Genomic DNA, 16384 nt, shown 5'->3' with positions numbered 1-16384 from the left:
TTTATTGAATAGGCAGTGCCGTAGCGCTGTATTTAGCCAGGTTCACTTTAGGAACGCTTGCCCCGAATTTAGCGTTGATGGCATCGATAAAAACGTTCGCAATAAAGGCGTAACCCCTGCTGTTAGGATGTGCGCCATCTTCCGAATAAATACCTGTAGGCGGATTGATGTTGGGCGTAACTGTGATGTTGTTGGCAACGGCCGCTCTGGCAGTTACAAACGATGTGAGCGCCGCATTCACATCAGCCAATGCGAGCCTTGTGCTAAAAGCAGCAACCGTGTTGGCCACCACGGCATTGTACGCAGCACGGGCAGTTTCGATCTGAGCGATCTCTGAAGGAATGAGAACATATTGATCAGCCAGCGGAACAGTAACACCGTTCACCATGGTAGCGTTTCCGCCAACCGTAGTGCCCAGCACTGTGCCTGCACTCAGCGGAATAATGTCGGTTGGTGTGGTTTGCCTCACACGCTGATAGGGAACAAGCGCCGTCCTTTGAGCATCGTTAATGGCGCCGGCATTCTTCAATCCGTCGAAGTAAGGTCCGAGATCTGTGAGGGTCTCATCAATGATCAGGATCTTGTTGTTGCAACCCGCGCTGAAGCTCACTTTCCTGGTAGCAATTTCTGCTTTCAGCGCATCGTTGATACCAAACGCTGCAGCGTTGGCGATCAGGCCATCGAGCGCTGCGTTGTAGCCTGCAAAACCTGTGCTAACGGCTGCGGCAGTGGTCGCATCCAGTGGAATGGGATTATAAGTAACGGATGTAAAGTGCGGCATCGCGAAGATGTTCGGGAAATTTCCCACAACACCTTTAAGATTAGCGTTTGATGCCATCAGCGATCCAATGGCTGCAGCGTACTGGCCATCGAAACCATTGGGAAGTCCACCGCTGGCGGGTGTTAGGGGTGCCCTGGCAGGATCTCCTCCAAAAGCTGCATAGAGGAAGAAGTCATCCAGTCCGAGCCAGAAGAGGAAGAAGGTACCTTGTGCGGCGGCAGCATCTCCGATGATGGTTGAAGATCCTGTGCCGGGATATGCCAGTCGGCCATAGAAAGGATTGAACCTCGGGTCTGAGTTGGCACCTGCCCACGCGCCTGTCTGCGGGATCAGCGATTGCCCCAATACAACGGCAGGTACGCCGAAGTTGTTGAGCGTTGCCTTGCCGCCTGTATAAATAAATCCGGGGTTTACCGCGGGATTAGGAACGGCTTCGACGTTTGACGGCGCATAGGCCTGGGGTGTCGGCCTGGGTGACGCTGCACCGGTAGCGCAATCAATGTTGGTGCCGTATTGCAGCAGCATCCGTCCAAGCGCAGGCTTCGTCGGGTCTGTGAGCTTCGGCTGTGTTATGAACAGGTTCCATCCAAGTGTTGCGTTGATAGAAGGCTGAACAAAGTTGGCGGGAGCACCTACGCACTCGAATTGTTTGTTCAGGATAGCGGGCAGTGAATTGTTCTGGCCTGCCGTGAACAAAGCGCCGCCCTGGACACCCGCTACAAAGGAGTTTCCGATCGCGATAAATTTCCCGAAGTTCGCCGATCCTGCGCTGGCGCCGGCGCACTGATCCACTTCCTGCTGAGGACAAATAATGGTAGGATCGTCAGAGGGACAAGGGCTGGCCGAATTATCAACAAGCTCCTGCTCACACGAAACTCCGGTTACCAGAAGCGCGATGATATAGGAATATATTTTCAGCTTTTTCATAGATCTTTTTAATTAAAGAATTCGTCAAAAGTTAAAGAGAGGTAATACTGCTGGCCTACGAACGGTCCGCCGAGATTGGTCCTGTAATCGTTTCCGAAGATATTAGACCCGCCCAGCTTCACAATGGTTTTGATAGAAGGCACTTTGTAGCTCACCTGTGCATCGAAGACACCGAACTCAGGTACATTCCATGAACCGAAGTCCGATTGCCACAGGAACTCTTCCTGCCAGCGGTAGTTCAGGTTGAAGCCGAAGTTCTTTGTCACCTTACGATTACCGATGCTTACATTGAACTTGTTGTTGGGCGTATTGAATCCTGCCCTGAACTGGCTGTTCGCCTCGCTGTTATCATCGAACGCTGCATAGTTATAGTTACCGGAAAGCGTGTAGCCCCTGGGTAAATTATAGGTCAGTCCCAGGCCAACACCATACGACTCAACATCTTCAGGGAAGTTCACATAAAGGGAATATACTGTGCCGGCAGGTACCTTATCGCCCTGATGGGTAGTGGGGCTTTTTAACACATAATCATCGCCACCGATAAAGTCAGTATACGTGGTGTAGTAAGCGTTGAGGTCAACCAGGAACTTTCCGCCGAAGATACCTTTGTAACCCACTTCAAAAGACTTGAGCTGCTCAGGCCCAACGTAAGGAACGTACGCGTCAACCAGCAGCGCAGGATTGCCACCGGAAGGGCCGGAGTCTGTGAGTGTTCCGCCGGAGGCCAGGTAAGCATTGTAAGAGTCGATGGTATAAGCGCCGCCCTCATGTACACCATATCTCTGTGCATTGGCTTTTGTGCTGCCCAGCAGCGTGTTCGTTCCTACAGGGAAGTAGATGAACTGAGCCTGGGTATCGGGGTTCCTGAAACCGGTCTGGAACGAAGCCCTCACGTTGTGGGTTTCGCTGAAGGTATACACGGCAGAGATCCGTGGTGTCACGCGTCCGTCGAAGTTCTCATTCTTGTCAAAACGAAGCGAACCTGTCAGCTTGAGTGCGTCTGCTACGGTTTTGGATAACTGGGTATAGAATCCGAATTCGTCAATGTCAATGCGTTGGAAATTGGTGCCGTCATCGGGAGCTTCGTTGAAGATGGTTCCGTCAGAGAACAGGCTGTACCTTCTCACGTTACCGCCAAGCTGGATCTCGGCAAACTTGATCTTATCGCCGAAGTTGTAGTTGAACTCACCGTGATACAGTCGTGAGTTATCAATGAACTTGGCACCGGAAGGGTCGCGCTGAAAATAATCATTGCGCACAGCTTCCAGCAGTTGTTTGAACTCGGCAGAACCAACGGCAGGCCTGCTTGCATCTGCCTGTGCCCTTGCAAACTTGTGCGCTTCATCCGGATTGCCAGCCGGAACGCCAGGGGCATATCCCTGCATAGCCAACACATAGGATTGACCGTAAGTAGGGGCCCACTGTGATGCGGTGGGACTGATGCGTTCATTCAAAAGGCCGCCCAACGCTGCCATGTTATAAGAATCGCCTGCGTCCGTAGCGGTTACATAGCCGCGTACGAAGAATGATTTAGAGCGCAGCTCAAGCTTGTGGAATTGCTGTGTAAAATCCCGGAGCGCATACTTCTGGGAGCCCTGGTATACGGAGCTACCGCCACCATACCGGTAGTTGTAAAGCACTTCCAGGTTATCGTTGATCCTGTAATGCAGCGCGGCATCACCTTTGATACTTTTGGCATCATAGTTATCGATCAGGTCCTGTTCTCTCCATCCGGTCCTTCTCAGGTCGAAGGGGCCGATGCTGGGAACAGGAACGGTAAAGTTGATGCGGGTTTCATCACCATACGTGTTCACACCATCGAAGTTCGGCTGGCCTGTGAGGTTAGCCGGATAGTCGGGGCGGTTCACATCGGTTGTATAGTCGGTGCTGTGCCAGTCTTCGGCATCGAAAATGGAAAAATTCACTTTGAAGGCGAACTTGTTCTTGAACGCTTTGGCGTAACGGAGGCCGAAGTTGTAGAACGGGAAAGATTCACCCTGTGCGTCAGAGGTAGTGATACCACCCTTGAGCTGAGCGCTGAGGCCCTGGTACTCGAAGGGACTTTTGCTTCTCATGAGCAGCACGCCGTTAAAGGCATTGGGTCCGTAGAGGGCAGAAGCCGTTCCGGGAAGGAGCTCCATACTTTCTGCATCGAGCTCGCCGAGGCCCACGATATTTCCGGTGGGGAAGTTCAGCAGGGGAGCCTGGGTATCGATACCGTCAACCATCTGCACAAACCGAACGTTGGCAATGGTGGCGAAACCCCGTGTATTGATCTGCGGAAAGTTCAAACTGCTGGAGGTAAATTGCACACCCTTTACGTTGGCAAGCGCGTCGTAGAATTCAGGCGCCGCAGTTTGTTTGATGTCGAGCAGGTCTATTTTTTCTACCGTTACCGGCGATTTGAGGATACTCTCCTCCACACGGGAAGCAGCGATAACCACTTCTTCACCCAGCACGGTTTGTTCTTCAAGTTTCACCTCAACGTTGGTGGTACTGGCATCGGAGATCGCCATTTCATAGGTCTTGAACCCTACGAATGAGAATACCAGCGTGAGGGGAGGGGAGTCGCTTACCTGGAGTGAGAACGCTCCATTGGTATCTGTGATCGTACCGATCACCTTGCCTTTTACAACAATGTTAACCCCCGCAAGGGATTCCCCGGAGGCAGAATCCACCACCTTTCCGGAGATACTGGTTTGGGCATACAATGCTGCAACGGACAGCAGGAGCGCAAAGCATGTCGCCACAGAGCCTTTGTAAAGATTAGTCATAGGTCTTCGCTAAATAAGTTGGTTTTTGTAATTGGGTAGTTGCCCAGATATTCTGCATACCGAGCATTTTGTACGGTAAAGTACAAATTTTTAGCTAAAAACAAACGTTTGAAGGACTTAAATAGTCCACAGTCCACGGTCCACAGACCACGGTCAGGTTGGAGAAGATTACGCTGGTAAGTCTTACGTAATAAGAACTTTGCTTTAAAAGTCCGCCAGCGAAAAGCAACACTTCGCGGCCGTGGACCGTCGACCGTGGGCCGTCGACTATTCCTCTTTCTGTGACTGAATGTGTTTCACGAGCCGTTCACACAAGGCGTTGGTCTCATTGGCCATCACCTCGTCGCCGGTGGCGGTAAGCATACTTTGAGCAAGGCCTCCAAGGCAGTCGATGTAGAACCGTTTCATTTCATTCACAGGCATATCTTTGGTCCACAGGTCGATGCGGAGTGTATTCTTCTGACGTTCGTCCCACAGGGCAATGCTGATGGATTTCGTCTCAGACATATTCGGATCCGGCTTGTCGGTGGCGTCCCAGAAGATCTTGTCCGGTATATTATTCTGATCGAGCTGAACAGTGAAATTGATCGTTGATTTTTTCATGGGCGCAAGTTAAGAAAAGTCCATGGTCCATTGTCCATAGTCCATGGTTAGATTAGGGCTCTCATGTGATTGTTAAACGGCACGGCCATGGACCATCGACCACGATCTATCGACTGCTTTTTGCAAGCGCAATAAAAAACTCCATCGACCCCGGATTTTTCAGGGCACCGGCATTGACCACTTCGGCGGGGTCTTTGCCCATGAGCACCTTCTTTACGGGCGTCTCTGTCTTTTTGCCGCTGATGGTATAAGGTACGTCAGGCACGGCAATGATCTCGTCGGGTACGTGGCGCGGACTGTATTCACTCCTGATGGTGGTGTTGATCTTTTTCCTGATGTCTTCGCTCAAAGTTTCCCCTTCGTGCATCACCACGAACAGGGGCATCCAGAATTCGCCGCCTTCTTTTTCAATGCACAGGATCAGGCTGTCTTTCACTTCTTTCACTTTGTCTACTGCGCGGTAGATCTCGCTTGTTCCGATGCGTACGCCGCCGCGGTTCAAGGTGGCATCCGATCTTCCGTAGATGATCACGCCCTGACGCGGTGTGATCGTGATCCAGTCGCCATGGCGCCATACACCGGCATACATCTCGAAGTAGCTTTCATGGTAACGTTTGAACGCCGGATCGTTCCAGAAATATACAGGCATGGAAGGCATGGGAGCGGAGATCACCATTTCGCCTACCTCACCGGTAACAGGCTTACCTTGTTCATCAAAGGCTTCAAGCTTGCATCCCAGCGCCCGGCACTGGATCTCTCCCGCATACACTGGCCACAGGGGGGTGCCCCCAACAAAAGCGCTGCACACATCGGTGCCACCGCTCATGGAGGCGAGCCAGAGATCTTCCTTCACATGGCGATACACCCAGTCAAAACCTTCCGGTGGCAACGTGCTGCCGGTTGAGCCGATGGATCGCAGCGCTGAAAGATCGAACTGCGCCGAAGGTTCGATGTTGGCCTTCAGGTTTGCCAGTATAAAACCTGCGCTGGTGCCGAAGTGATGGATGCCGGCATCCTGGGTGAATTTCCAGAGTCCGTTCAGGTCCGGGTAGGCGGGACTTCCATCGTAAAGCACCATGGTTCCGCCGGCCAGCAGGCTTCCGTGAATATAGTTCCACATCATCCAGCCCGTGGTGGTGTACCAGAAGCAGCGCTCGCCTGGTTTGAAGTCATTGTGAAACGTACCGTATTTAAGTTGTTCGAGCAGGATGCCTCCTTGTGAATGGGTGATCGCTTTCGGCAGGCCGGTGGTGCCAGAAGAATACAACACCCAGATGGGATGATCGAAGGGTACGCGCACGAATTCCAGTATATGACCCTTTTCTTGTATGATGCTCTCCCAACGGATCGACCGCTTATCAGAGAATGTCAGATCTTTGTCTGAAACGACGATGACACATTCCAACGAAGGCATGGCTTTGACGAGCTCACGCACCACGTCGGTTTTGTCAAACACTTTTCCGCCGTAGCGGTATTGATCAACCGCGATCAATACCTTGGGCTCGATCTGTGCGAAACGATCGATCACCGCGTTCACACCAAAATCCGGCGAGCAGCTCGACCACACAGCACCCAACGATGCCGATGCCAGTAGCGCAACCGATGCTTCCGGAATGCAGGGCATATACGCCACAATACGGTCTCCCGCCTGCACACCCTGCCGCCTCAGAAAATGCTGAAGTGCCGCCACCTGCTGCCGCAGCTCCTGCCACGAGATCTCCTGTATCGGCGAATCTTCATTCTTGAAAACAATGGCCGGCCCTCGCCCATGTTGGTGTTCGTGCTGTCGCCGTTGTTGGTGTTCTTCACCAACAACACCATCCATTCTGAAAACATGCTCCGCATAATTCAACCGTGTTCCGCTGAACCACTGCGTATGGGGCATGGGATCGGCGCTGCACACCTGCTGGTAGCTTCCGTCATGGATGATGTTGAAATATCGCCAGAGACTTTCCCAGAAAGCCGGAAGATCGTTTACAGACCAGTTCCAGAGCTCGTGATAGTCGTTGAATGAAAGATCATTGTTGTCCCTGAGCCACTGCAGGTAGTGATGAAGGTTGGATTCGGTTTTGAACCTGGTGGTGGGACTCCAGAGCAATCGCGGTGATTCCATACCTGAAAGATTTGATGGCTAAGGTAGATTTTTTAAGATCGCCAGGGAAGCCTGTTGGTCAAGGTGCAGTTGATTTTTCAAGGCTTCGAGGTCGCTGAACTTGGCATCGCCGCGGATGAGCTTGTGAATGTAAATGGTCAGCGACTCACCGTAAATGTCTTTATTGAAATCGAAGATGTTGACCTCGATGTTTTGTTTCGTGCCGTTGATGGTGGGGCGGTTGCCGATGTAAAGCATGCCTCCGTACGTGGTGTGCTCATGTTGTACGGTGACGGCATAGATACCATCCATGGGAATGAGCTTGTATTTGGTGTCGATCTCGATGTTGGCGGTGGGGTAGCCCATCAGGCGGCCCAGCTTGTCGCCGGCAACAACGCGGCCGGTGAGGCTGTAAGGTTTGCCCAAAAAATGGGTGGCCGTTTCAATATCGCCTTCTTCGAGTGCTTTTCTGATCTTGGTGGAGCTTACGCCGACATGGTCAACGTCCTGCCTGGGGATCTCTTCCACTTCGAACCCATACTTGGGCGCGTTTTGTTTCAGTTGTTCGAAGCTGCCTTCCCTGTTTTTGCCGAAGTGATGGTCGTAGCCGATCACCAGTTTTTTGGTGCCGATAGTCTCCACCAGGATCTGGCGGATAAATTGTTCAGAGGTGAGCTGCGAGAACTCCTTGGTGAACGGGATCCTGATAAGGTGGTCGATGCCCTGGTCTTTCAGGAACGCGGCTTTTTCTTCGAAGGTGTTGAGCAGCTTCAGCGACTCGTCTTCGGGATGCAGCACCAGCCTGGGGTGAGGCCAGAACGTGAGCACTACAGTCTCTCCCTGGTGGCGCCGGGCGATCTCTCTCAGTCTGGCAAAGATCTTCTGATGGCCCACGTGCACACCATCGAAGGTGCCGCTGGTGACCACTGCAAAATTCAGCTTGCTGAAATCATCAATACCGTGATAGATCTTCATACCGATACTTCTTCAATCGTGATGGCGTTAGACAGCAAATAAGGCCCGATCCGGGTACGGCAAAGATGTGAAAGATAGGCGCCCACTCCAAGTGCGTCGCCAAAGTCACGTGCAATGCTGCGGATATAGGTACCTTTTGAACAGACTATGCGGAAGCTTATTTCCGGCGGCTTTATGTCGGTGATCTCGAAGGAGCTGATCTCCACCTGCCGTGGCTGCAGCGCTACTTCCTTTCCTTTGCGCGCAAACTGGTAGGCGCGTTTACCGCCGATCTTGATGGCAGAGTGCATTGGAGGGAGCTGGCTGATGACGCCGGTGAAGGTGCGGGCCGTCTCTTGGATCATCGTTTCGGTTATTCCCGAGATATCGGTGGCAGCGCTTACTTGCGTTTCAAGATCGTGCGACGGTGTTGTCTGGCCGATCACAAATTTGCCGGTGTACTCTTTCTCCAGCCCCATGAATTCTTCGATGCGCTTCGTCATTTTTCCGGTGCAGATGATCAGCAGTCCGGTAGCCAGCGGGTCGAGTGTTCCTGCGTGGCCGATCTTTTTTATCTTCAGCTTATAGCGAAGCTTATTTACAACGTCGAATGAGGTCCATTCGTACGGTTTGTCGATGAGCAAAACACGACCTTCGTCTGTGGGTGCGTGATCCATCACACTATGGAAAGGTCAACACCAAGGTAATAAAGAACGAGGATGATGATGCCCACGATGATGCGGTAATATCCGAAAATGGCGAACCCGTGGCGTGTTAAGAAAGTGATAAACGATTTGATGGCGAGCATGGCAACAACGAATGCCACCACATTGCCAAGTGCCAGGGCGGTCAGTTCCTCTTTGCCGAATGATCCACCGTCCCAGTAGAATTTGAAGATCGTGAGTGCAGTGGCGGCGAACATAGTGGGTACCGCCAGGAAAAATGAGAACTCTGCCGCGGCCTTCCTTGTAAGCTTTTGTGAAAGTCCGCCGATGATGGTGGCGGCTGAACGCGAAACACCCGGGATCATGGAGATCACCTGGAAACAGCCGATCTTAAGAGCCTTTGGATAAGTGACCTTTTCTTCCGTCTGCTGTTCCGGTTTGAAGATCTTGTCCATCACCAGGAAGAAGATACCTCCCAGCAACAGCGTGAAACCTACAACATCAACCCTTTCGAGCAGTGCATCGATCTTGTCTTTGAACAATAGTCCAGCAATGGCTGCGGGAATAAAGGCCACCAGGATCTTATAATAGAAGTCGAGCGACTGAAAAAAACGTTTCCAGTAAAGCACTACCACAGAGAGGATAGCACCGAACTGGATCGATACAGTAAACATCTTGGTGAACGGATCGTCAGCAATGCCCATCACCGATGAACCGATGATCATGTGCCCCGTGGAAGATATGGGCAGAAACTCCGTTATCCCTTCGATAATGGCCAGTACAATCGACTCGAATATTGACATGCGGGAAAGTTTAAAGTTAGAAGTTTCAAGTTTAAAGTTCGTCGAGGCCTGGAGTAACTTTGAAGAACTTTAAACTTTAAATTTTGAACTTTTAACTATTTGTCAGTGGGTTTGTGCAGGATGGCGTAGATCTCTATGATGAAGCCCGACATCACAATGATGGGACCGAGGGTGAGGCCAAGGAAACCAAAGCCATGGGGTTTCTGATCAAGCGACATCACGGTGAAACCAACAATGAGCGTAACGATGCCGATGATCATCCATTGATAGTTCTTTCTGCCAAAAGGAAGTTTATCCATAGTATTCTTATTTCAGTACAATTGATCGAGTGACATTTTCAGGTATTTGCGGATGGAAAAGAACGTGCTCAGTACAGCAACGAGCATTCCCAGCAGCAGCAACGTTCCCAGCAAGATAAAGAACTGGTCTTCCCGGTGCAACAGGTTCAGGTCTGTGATCCGGGTGCGGGCATAGTCGGTCAGGAGCCACATCAGGGCGGCGGCAATAACGCCACTGAGCAGCCCGTATCCGGCGGCGCGCAGAATGAACGGCCGCTGAATGAACCAGTTCCTGGCGCCCACCAGCTGCATGCTTCTGATGAGGAAGCGTTGCGAGAACATGGCCAGCCTTAATGTATTGTTGATGAGCAGGATCACGGTGATCAGCAGGATCAGGATCAGGGCTCCGAGGAACAAACCGATCTTCATCACGTTGTCGTTCACGGATTCTATGAGGCCCTCCACGTAAAAGACCTGGAACACGCCGCTCATTTTCTGGATGTCGGCCTTGATCTTTTCCATCTGCTGCGGCGTATGGTAAGAAGGGTCGATGTTGACGAGGTAAGCGTCTTTCAGGGGATTCTCACCGATGAATTTTGTAAAGTCTTCACCCGTTTCGGCGATGAATTTTTTGGCAGCCTCGTCTTTGGAAATGAAGGTGACCGCCTTGCCTTTTTCTTTCGCAGTGAATTGTTGTGACAGGAGTTTGTTCTCGATCTGGAGGCGCTGGTTTTCGGTGAGGTTCGATTTCAGGTACACCTGCATGCGGATGTTCTGACGTACCTGTTCTTCCAGCTGACGTGAGTAGATGATGAGCAGGCCAAACAGGCCCACAACAAACAGGGCCAGCGTTACGCTAACCACAACGCCCGCGGCGGGGTAACCTCCCAGCTTCTTTTTTCGATACGATCTCTCCATGAAGGGAGCAAAGGTAGGAAAAAATCCGGTTCGCGGTAGTCGTCTGACCACTGCCGGCGCCAGGGCCTGTGCGCAGTGGTCTGAAGATTAATTTCGGTATTCCCTGAGCTTTTTCAGCAGCGCCGGATCGGTGATCGCTGTGAGGGGCTTCGGTTTTGTGTGCTCTTCCCGGAGCAGGAAATACTGGTCCTTATAAAACAGGAAGATGGTGCGTTTGTCGTCGGTGAAGAACTCCATGATCTCGTACAGGTTCTTTTCGAAAGGACCGTACAGGAACAGCTTGCCATCCTTGAAGTTATAATGGAAGTTATACTTCTTGTTCGAGGCATCGATCTCCACGGCAATCGAAGTGCGGTTGGCCTCTTTGGCTGCTTCTTCGTTCTGCTGTTGGGTGCGGTCACCTTCAACGGCGTCCTCGGTAGGATCGTAAACTTCTATGGAAGGCTCTTTGGTAGCACTGTCAGCACCCGCTTTGGGTTTTTTAACAGCCTTGGGTGCTTGGGCCGGTGTATGTTCCGTGGTAACCGGTTCTTCCGAATAGGGCTCTTCCTCGGTGACCTGAGCCGGGTTCTCGGCAGGTTTCTGCGCCTGCGATTCGGGTTGTGATTGTGGTGTTACCGGTGTGGTGTTATCCTGTTGTTTTGCCGGTGTTTCGGTCAGATCCTCTTTCTGCTGGTCCTGGTTCAGGTACAGGTAAATGCCTGTTCCCACAACGCCTACCACGGCAGTGAAGAGGGCTATCTTGGTTCCGATGGCGGCACCCTTGGGAGGCGCTGGTACGGCTACATTGCCGAGCATTGCCTTCAATTCGGCAACGCGTGCTTTTTGAATGCCGCTGACCAGCTGCCGCTGTAATTCGTATTCAGTTTTAAGACCGGGGTCTGAGTTTAATTGCTGTTCGAATGCACGCCGGCCTTGCTCATCAAGGCGGTTTGCCAGGTAGTCGTCCAGTAATTCCAAGTCGCGTTCTGCTGCCATTGTTTCAATCTAAAAAGTCCTGCTCAGAATACTGAGCTTTCACTAACTCATCCAGCTTTTTCTTGCACTTATATTTTTTGGTCTTGGCGGTATCGGTGTTGGCGAAGCCGAGCTTCTCAGCGATATCCTGCATCGACATTTCCTCAAAATAATAGTACATCAAAACCTTCTTACATGTTTCCCCCAGCTGTTCCATGCAGCGGGCGATGATCTTTTCCTTTTCAGCGGTTTCGGTGTCGAGGGTTACAGAAGAATCTTTCTCCTCATTGGAGAGCCGCTTCTTCCGGTCTAGCTCCTTTCTCCACAGGTTCTGACAAATACTGTAGATGTAGGTGCTGATCTTCGAGGTAAGGACCAGGTTGCCGGAAGTAGCCTTCTGCCAGAAAACAATCAGGGCATCCTGATAAATATCCCGTGCCTCCTCCTCTGTTCCACTGTTGGTGATGACCAGCTTGGTCATCATCCGATAGTACTTTTTATACAAGAACTCAAGCGCCTTTTCGTCACCCTTCTGGATGCGTTCGAAAATCTCTTTTTCGTTCATGGATGAGCTCGACCTGTATACCATTGTTGCGGTGCTTTGTAACCTCTTGCGTTACGATTAAATGGACCGTTTATCGACTAAAAATAACGTTCGTCTGATTTATAAGACTCTTTTCCATGTCTGCGTCCTGAAAAAAGGTCCCCAGTATCCCCGTACCTTCAAATTACCTCCTTCGATCCAAAGTTTACAGCGGTAAACTTTGCCAATCTCAGGGTCCAGGATATCCCCATCAGCGTACTCATCGCCTGATTTTTTCAGGTCGCGGATAATTTCCATGCCGATGATCTTCTTATTGTGCCGGGTGTCATCCGCCGGGCAATCTTTGCATACCGGATCCGGATCGTCTCCGGGTTTTACAAAGATCTTGACCACTTTCCCATAAAATTTGCCGCCTCTTTCCGCGATCTCCACGATGGATTTTTCTTCACCAGAATCATCATCTATGGTTGTCCAGCGGCCGGTGATAGACTGGCAGTTTCCCGCAATGGATATGATGATAAACACAAACGGTAAAAACTTCATAGACTATGGTGTAAACCATCAAAAATAAAAAAAGCCCCGTAAAGGGGCCTTCTTTTATGGCATTATTTGGCTGCCGGTGCTAGTTTTCTGCTGAAACCTGGCTTACGGCTTCAATTTTCGGTTTTGCTACCTCGTTCTTTTCCGCGCTGGCGTGTTCCTTTTCAGAAATGTGCGGAGCAATGATCAGCGCCACGATAGAGGTCAGTTTGATGAGAATGTTCATGGAAGGACCTGACGTATCCTTGAAAGGATCGCCTACAGTATCTCCGGTTACCGATGCCTTGTGAGGCTCTGATTTCTTGTAGAAGGTCTGGCCGTTGATCTGCACACCTTTCTCGAAAGATTTCTTGGCGTTATCCCAGGCGCCGCCGGCGTTGGACTGGAACATACCCATGAGCACACCTGAAACGGTTACACCGGCCAGCATACCACCCAGCACTTCAGGACCAAAGATGAATCCTACTACGACAGGGGTGATGAGGGCAATGGCGCCGGGAGCGATCATTTCGCGGATAGATGCTTTGGTAGAAATGGCAACACACTTCTCGTACTCCGGCTTCGATTTATATTCCATGATGCCAGGGATCTCCTTGAACTGGCGTCTTACTTCGTTTACCATGTCCATGGCAGCGCGACCTACTGCAGCGATGGCGAGTGAAGAGAAAATGAAAGGGATCATTCCACCTACGAACAGGCCGGCCAGTACAGGCGCCTTGTAGATGTCGATGGCGGTGATGCCCGAGATGCCTACGAAGGCAGCGAACAGCGCCAGTGACGTGAGCGCGGCAGAGGCGATGGCAAATCCTTTTCCGGTAGCTGCGGTGGTGTTTCCAACAGCATCGAGGTTATCGGTACGGTGACGTACTTCTGCAGGTAACTGGCTCATCTCTGCGATACCTCCGGCGTTGTCAGCAATGGGACCGAACGCGTCGATCGCCAGCTGCATGGCGGTGGTGGCCATCATACCGGCAGCGGCAATGGCAACACCATACAGTCCTGCGAAATAATAAGAAGCGATGATACCACCGGCCAGCACAATGATGGGCAATACAGTAGATTCCATACCTACCGAGAGACCACCGATGATGTTCGTGGCATGACCTGTACCGGATTGTTTGATAATTGAGAGCACAGGGCGTTTGCCCATAGCGGTATAGTACTCGGTGATCATGCTCATGAGCGTTCCTACAACGAGACCGACGATGATGGCCATGTAAACGTTCGTAGACGTGAAGGTCACACCGCGGTGTACAAGGGTTTCAGGCAACAGGTACTGAACGGCGAAATAAGAAGCGATGGCTGTAAGAACGATAGACGACCAGTTACCAATATTGAGTGCGCGCTGCACGCTGTCGGTTTCATTTTTGATCCTCACGAACCAGGTTCCTACAATGGAGAAGATAAGTCCGAGGCCGGCGATCAGCATGGGCAGCAGGATGGGGGACATGCCTCCGAAGTTATCTGAAGAAGCGTCGATCTCCTGTCCTAATACCATGGTGGCCAGGATGGTGGCAACGTAAGATCCGAAAAGGTCAGCGCCCATACCGGCAACGTCTCCCACATTGTCGCCTACGTTATCGGCAATGGTAGCGGGATTTCTCACGTCATCTTCAGGGATACCTGCTTCCACTTTACCAACAAGGTCAGCACCCACATCGGCAGCTTTTGTATAGATGCCACCACCTACGCGGGCGAACAGAGCGATGGATTCGGCACCCAGTGAAAAACCGGCGAGCACTTCGATGGCGCGTTTCATTTCAACGCCTGTGATGGCGGCACCTTCGGGAACAAAAAAGTTGAAGAAGACGATGAACAGACCGCCCAGACCCAGCACGGCAAGGCCTGCCACACCGATGCCCATTACAGAGCCTCCGGTAAAGGAGACCTTGAGGGCTTGTGCGAGGCTTGTTCTGGCGGCGTGTGTGGTGCGCACATTGGCTTTGGTGGCGATCTTCATGCCGATGTAACCGGCGAACGCAGACAATACCGCGCCGATAAGGAAGGCCACAGCTATAATGGGATGTGAATCTTCAACGAGGGTACCAGACCAGCCCAGTAAAATGGCGGCGATCACGGCAAAATAAGCCAGTATTTTCCATTCCGCTCTTAAAAAGGCCATCGCACCATTGGCGATATACCCGGCAAGCTCCTGCATGTTGGCTTCCCCTGCATCCTGTTTGTTTACCCAGGCCGATTTAATGGCCATGGCAACTAACCCAACAATACCTAGTGCGGGAATGAGATATAAAATACTGTTCATGTTTAAAATATTTGGAGTCTGGTTTATCGTTAAAAAAACCATCCGGATGGTCTGGATGGCTCTAAAATTTGCGCAAAGATAGAATAAGTACTAGAACGGCCAAACACTGTGAGGCTTAAGTCTTTGGCGCCGGGGTCACACCCCGAACATGGTTTTGAGCGCCAGCCAGAGGTTTTTCTTTCGAACATCATCCAGTGCAGACAGGTCATCGGCCCTGATCACCGTAAAACCTTGTGCCTGGATCGTCTCGTACGACTTCATGCCTTCGCTTTGTGCCCCGAACACCAGCACTTTTGACGGCGCATAGGCAGCCAGCGACGCCAGCGCCAACACTGGCTGGGTAACGATCTGAACGGAAGCAAGACCGAGCCTGACAGAAGCCAGGATCTTGGCCAGCAGCGCCCGCTCGTCAGTGGAGTAAGTTTCCCACGGTTTGGCGGTTACCACCACAACCCGGGGCGGCAGCTGATAAAGGGTTTCCTGAAAGAGGTGAGTGAATGCGGATTGACTCAAGCTTGTGTTTCTTTAATATCAAAGATGGATCTCAGTTCATTGGCTTCCTGCGGTTTCATACGTCCCGCCAGGATCAGGCGCAGCTGTCTTCTGCGCAGCGCGCCTTCGTACATCGCCTTTTCTTCTTCGGTCTCCGGTTCAACTTCCGGAACATCGATGGGCCTGCCCGACTGGTCAACGGCCACAAAGGTAAAGTATGCGCTGTTGCTTTCCATTTTTTTCCCGGAAGGAATGTCTTCTGCGTCTACATCGATGCGAACTTCAATGGACGAGCTGAACGCGCGTGTCACCTTCGCCTTGAGGGTAACCACATTGCCCAGCTGAATGGGATGCCTGAACGAAATGTTATCGACGGAGGCGGTGACCACAATGCGGTTGGAATGTTTCTGCGCAGCGATGGCAGAAACGATGTCCATCCAGTGCATCAGCCTCCCACCCATGAGGTTGTTCAGTGTATTGGTGTCGTTGGGAAGCACAAGCTCTGTCATGCTCACAAACGATTCGCGGGGATATTTCTTTTTCTTGGGCATGCGCTCAATTTAGTTGCCAGTTACCGGTTGCCAGTTACCGGTTGAGGCGGTGTTATGATTCTAAGTTTGGTGTACTCCCACAAAAGTGAAATCAATATTTGTGTCAATAACACTCATTCCTAACTGGCTATCCGGCAACAGGCAACTGGCAACCAACTCCGGTAACGTTTGCAATCAGCTAATAACCGTTAGTTCGCACAAAAATCACAAAAAATACTTTGCAAACAACTCGATCATTTCAT

The 16384-nt window shown here is 51.4% G+C and carries 15 protein-coding genes; all 15 read right to left on the bottom strand.

The features are described from left to right. Position 1: 1 nt before the first annotated feature. Positions 2 to 1708: an SGNH/GDSL hydrolase family protein gene (locus KK083_RS02685; RefSeq protein WP_254160444.1), complete on the bottom strand. Its 1707-nt coding sequence runs from the start codon at positions 1706 to 1708 to the stop codon at positions 2 to 4. Positions 1709 to 1716: 8 nt separating this feature from the next. Beyond that, positions 1717 to 4482 (bottom strand): TonB-dependent receptor, encoded by a 2766-nt coding sequence (locus KK083_RS02680; RefSeq protein ID WP_254160442.1) that lies wholly within the window; start codon positions 4480 to 4482, stop codon positions 1717 to 1719. Between the two features lie 267 nt (positions 4483 to 4749). After that, complete coding sequence (gldC, locus tag KK083_RS02675) at positions 4750 to 5085, bottom strand: gliding motility protein GldC (RefSeq protein ID WP_254160440.1); 336 nt, start codon at positions 5083 to 5085, stop codon at positions 4750 to 4752. A 106-nt stretch (positions 5086 to 5191) separates the two neighbouring features. After that, positions 5192 to 7198 carry an acetoacetate--CoA ligase gene (locus KK083_RS02670; RefSeq protein ID WP_254160438.1) on the bottom strand — a complete coding sequence of 669 codons (2007 nt, stop codon included), beginning with the start codon at positions 7196 to 7198 and terminating at the stop codon, positions 5192 to 5194. Positions 7199 to 7216: 18 nt separating this feature from the next. Continuing rightward, positions 7217 to 8152 (bottom strand): bifunctional riboflavin kinase/FAD synthetase, encoded by a 936-nt coding sequence (locus KK083_RS02665; RefSeq protein ID WP_254160436.1) that lies wholly within the window; start codon positions 8150 to 8152, stop codon positions 7217 to 7219. Continuing rightward, complete coding sequence (truB, locus tag KK083_RS02660) at positions 8149 to 8808, bottom strand: tRNA pseudouridine(55) synthase TruB (protein ID WP_254160723.1); 660 nt, start codon at positions 8806 to 8808, stop codon at positions 8149 to 8151. The genes KK083_RS02665 and truB overlap by 4 nt, the downstream gene beginning before the upstream one ends. Continuing rightward, positions 8808 to 9599, bottom strand: a complete 792-nt coding sequence (locus tag KK083_RS02655) for an undecaprenyl-diphosphate phosphatase (protein WP_254160434.1) — start codon at positions 9597 to 9599, stop codon at positions 8808 to 8810. Before KK083_RS02655 ends, truB begins: the two co-directional genes overlap by 1 nt. Before the next feature lie 95 nt (positions 9600 to 9694). Beyond that, a complete protein-coding gene (locus KK083_RS02650; protein WP_254160432.1) occupies positions 9695 to 9898 on the bottom strand; it encodes a DUF3098 domain-containing protein in 204 nt (67 codons plus the stop codon). Between the two features lie 12 nt (positions 9899 to 9910). After that, positions 9911 to 10795, bottom strand: coding sequence for a cell division protein FtsX (locus tag KK083_RS02645; RefSeq protein ID WP_254160430.1), 885 nt, complete (start codon positions 10793 to 10795; stop codon positions 9911 to 9913). 87 nt (positions 10796 to 10882) lie between these two features. Then, positions 10883 to 11773, bottom strand: coding sequence for a dihydrolipoyllysine-residue succinyltransferase component of 2-oxoglutarate dehydrogenase complex (locus KK083_RS02640; protein WP_254160428.1), 891 nt, complete (start codon positions 11771 to 11773; stop codon positions 10883 to 10885). A gap of 4 nt (positions 11774 to 11777) precedes the next feature. Next, positions 11778 to 12341, bottom strand: coding sequence for an RNA polymerase sigma factor (locus tag KK083_RS02635; RefSeq protein WP_317195206.1), 564 nt, complete (start codon positions 12339 to 12341; stop codon positions 11778 to 11780). 75 nt (positions 12342 to 12416) lie between these two features. Further along, positions 12417 to 12839 carry a DUF2147 domain-containing protein gene (locus KK083_RS02630; protein ID WP_254160426.1) on the bottom strand — a complete coding sequence of 141 codons (423 nt, stop codon included), beginning with the start codon at positions 12837 to 12839 and terminating at the stop codon, positions 12417 to 12419. 79 nt (positions 12840 to 12918) lie between these two features. Then, on the bottom strand, positions 12919 to 15099 hold the full coding sequence (locus tag KK083_RS02625) for a sodium-translocating pyrophosphatase (RefSeq protein WP_254160424.1): 2181 nt from the start codon (positions 15097 to 15099) through the stop codon (positions 12919 to 12921). Positions 15100 to 15234: 135 nt separating this feature from the next. Further along, positions 15235 to 15612, bottom strand: coding sequence for a hypothetical protein (locus KK083_RS02620; protein ID WP_254160422.1), 378 nt, complete (start codon positions 15610 to 15612; stop codon positions 15235 to 15237). Further along, the gene (locus KK083_RS02615; RefSeq protein ID WP_254160421.1) at positions 15609 to 16142 is read right to left on the bottom strand and encodes an acyl-CoA thioesterase; all 534 of its coding nucleotides are present in this window, start codon (positions 16140 to 16142) and stop codon (positions 15609 to 15611) included. The genes KK083_RS02620 and KK083_RS02615 overlap by 4 nt, the downstream gene beginning before the upstream one ends. Between the last annotated feature and the right edge of the window lie 242 nt (positions 16143 to 16384).

It is taken from the genome of Chryseosolibacter histidinae (genome assembly GCF_018598225.1).
GTDB lineage: Bacteria > Bacteroidota > Bacteroidia > Cytophagales > Cyclobacteriaceae > Chryseosolibacter > Chryseosolibacter histidini.
This window is presented reverse-complemented; position numbering and strand designations above follow the sequence as displayed.